Source organism: Nisaea sp. (assembly GCF_017640745.1).
Classification (GTDB): Bacteria; Pseudomonadota; Alphaproteobacteria; order Thalassobaculales; family Thalassobaculaceae; genus Nisaea.
Map to the genome: position 1 here is coordinate 396 of NZ_JAEPQA010000070.1, position 274 is coordinate 669.

Annotated in this window: 1 protein-coding gene; it reads right to left on the minus strand. The window is 66.8% G+C overall.

Annotated features, from left to right (window positions below):
- Positions 1-274: class I tRNA ligase family protein (locus tag JJ959_RS21270; RefSeq protein WP_292888482.1), on the minus strand; the 274-nt coding region annotated here is incomplete at both ends.

A 274-nucleotide genomic window follows, 5' to 3' on the forward strand; every position in this document is an offset into this window, starting at 1 on the left:
TACTCGACTTCCGCGTCGGCCAGCGCGGTCTTCTCGACCACGGACCAGAGCACCGGACGCGCGCCGCGGTAGAGACCGCCGTTCATGGCGAACTTGGCGATCTCGCGGGCGATCTGCGCCTCGGCGCGGTGGTTCATGGTCGTGTACGGGTCTTCCCAGTTGCCGATCACGCCGAGCCGCTGAAATTCCTCGGACTGGACGCCGACCCAGTGTTCGGCGAATTCCCGGCACTCGCGGCGGAACTCGAGGATCGGCACCTCGTCCTTGTTCCGGC